A 2,137-nucleotide genomic window follows, 5' to 3' on the forward strand; every position below is an offset into this window, starting at 1 on the left:
CGTTGACCATCACGGTATTGCGCTGCCTGCCGACATAGCCGCGCTTTTGGAAGAACTCCGCCGCGTTGTCACTGGCATCGACGGTGAGGCTTTTCGCGCCGCGAGCGCCCGAGAGCTTTTCCAGCGCCTCGCACAGCATCGTGGCTATGCCCTGCCCGGCGACGCCGGGGTGGACGTAAAGCAGGTCGATGTGGTCCGCGCCCTTCAGCGAGGCAAAACCGACGGGAGAATTTTGCAGCGTCGCGACCAGCGTCAATTGTCCGCCGAGACGCTTGCCGAATTGTTCTTCGTCCTCGGCGGCGCCAGCCCAGGCCCGCTGCTGCGCTTCGCTGTAATCGTCGCCGGTCAATTCCTCGATCGCGGCAACAAAGATCGCCGCCAGCAAAGGCGTATCCGCCGCGAGATACGGCCGCAGCGCGGGTTTGGGCAACGCCTGTCCCATTGAGACTACCAGATGCCGTATAGTTTCAGGGCCAACGCGACGGCGCCGGCGAGGAGCAGAATTTTCAGCGCGATATAATACAGCCAGTGTTTTGGGAAAGGCGTATCCGGCTTGGTCATCGCGCGATCTCCCAGGTGGTGCCTTCCTTGGAATCCTTGATGACGACGCCCATCGCGGCGAGTTGATCGCGGATACGGTCGGACTCCTTGAAGTCTTTTCGCGCGCGCGCGGCGGTGCGCTCGGAAATCAGACCGTCGATCCGTTTCGCGTCGATGCCGCTCGCCTGCTGCTTCCGTTCTTTCCACTCCGCCGCGCTCTCGGAAAGGAATCCTAGAAACCGCAAGGCGGATGCGAATTCGCTGCGATCGCGGTCGTTGCCGGTAGCCGCTTTGTTCCGCAAGCCGTGCAATGCGGCGATCATCTGCGGCGTATTCAGGTCGTCCGAAAGTGGCTCGATGACGACAACAGAAGGCTGCTCGCCCTTGACGTCAGCGGCGATGCTATACCAGTCGTCGAGCGTCTTCGCGGTTTCCTCCAATCCCTTCAGCGTCCAATCCATCGGAGATCGATAATGCGCCTTCAACATATTGAGGCGCAGCACTTCGCCCGGCCAATCGGCCAGCAGGTCACGAATCGTGACGAAGTTACCAAGGGACTTTGACATCTTCGCTTCTTCGATTTGCACGAATTCATTGTGCATCCAATAGTTCGCCATGGCAGACGTGCCGTGCGCGCAGCGCGATTGCGCGATTTCGTTCTCGTGATGCGGAAAAATCAGGTCGATGCCGCCGCCGTGAATGTCGAAGACGTCACCGAGAAAAGCGGCGCTCATAGCCGAGCACTCGATGTGCCATCCCGGACGTCCCCTGCCCCACGGACTTTCCCAGCCCGGTTCATCGTCCGACGACCGCTTCCACAACACGAAATCGAGCGGATTCTTCTTGTGGGCATCGACGGCGATGCGCGCGCCCGGCCGCTGTTCGTCAAGCTTGCGGCCCGACAGAGCGCCATAGTCCGGCATCGACTGGGTATCGAACAGAACCTCGCCGCCGGCTTGATAGGCGTGGCCATGCGCGATCAATTGCTTGATCAATGTCACCATATCCGCCTTGCCGTCGGCGCGCGGCAGCACGAAATCGGTCGCGCGCGGTTCGAACGTTGGCGGCAACGCGCCCAAGGCCGCTGCGTCGGAAGCGAATTGGGCGGCCGTCTGTTCCGTGACCTTGCGGATCGCCTCGTTCAGCGGCAGGCCAGGGAAATCCCGCGCGGCGCGGTCGTTGATCTTGTCGTCGACGTCGGTGATGTTGCGGACATAGGTGACGTGCTTTTCGCCGTAGAGATGCCGCAGCAGGCGGAACAGCACGTCGAACACGATGACCGGGCGCGCATTGCCGATATGGGCGAAGTCATAGACCGTCGGCCCGCAGACATAGATGCGCACGTTGTCGGAATCGATCGGCGAAAACGGCCGCTTCTCCCTGGTCAAGGTATCGTACAGGCGCAATGGCATGGGAATCCCGTCCGTTGCGGCCGGGCGTCCAGTGATCTCTTTTGAGAAAAGACGGCCTCAGCCAGCTAGTCGCTAGCGCATAATCTCGCGGCAAATGCCGCAAATGGCGAGGAAACCGTTCATGGTTCCACCATGGGCCAGCCGGGGGGACCGCGTCAAGACCCCGCCTGCGGCGGTTTCAGATC

At 61.3% G+C, this 2,137-nt stretch carries 2 protein-coding genes; both read right to left on the reverse strand.

Annotation, left to right across the window (positions count from 1 at the left end; all coding sequences use genetic code 11):
* Window positions 1-442: GNAT family N-acetyltransferase (locus WCE35_RS13070; RefSeq protein ID WP_424593768.1), on the reverse strand; the 442-nt coding region annotated here is incomplete at its 3' end.
* A 115-nt stretch (window positions 443-557) separates the two neighbouring features.
* Window positions 558-1,952 carry a cysteine--tRNA ligase gene (gene cysS / locus WCE35_RS13075; protein ID WP_424593769.1) on the reverse strand — a complete coding sequence of 465 codons (1,395 nt, stop codon included), beginning with the start codon at window positions 1,950-1,952 and terminating at the stop codon, window positions 558-560.
* Window positions 1,953-2,137 lie beyond the last annotated feature (185 nt).

Origin of the sequence: Bradyrhizobium sp. (assembly GCF_049691595.1) — a bacterium.
In the GTDB taxonomy this organism is placed as follows: Bacteria; Pseudomonadota; Alphaproteobacteria; order Rhizobiales; family Xanthobacteraceae; genus Bradyrhizobium.

Excerpts from the sequence above, each read along its gene's own strand:
- cysS (WP_424593769.1), bottom strand. The coding sequence starts at position 1,952 with ATGCCATTGCGCCTGTACGATACCTTGACCAGGGAGAAGCGGCCGTTT.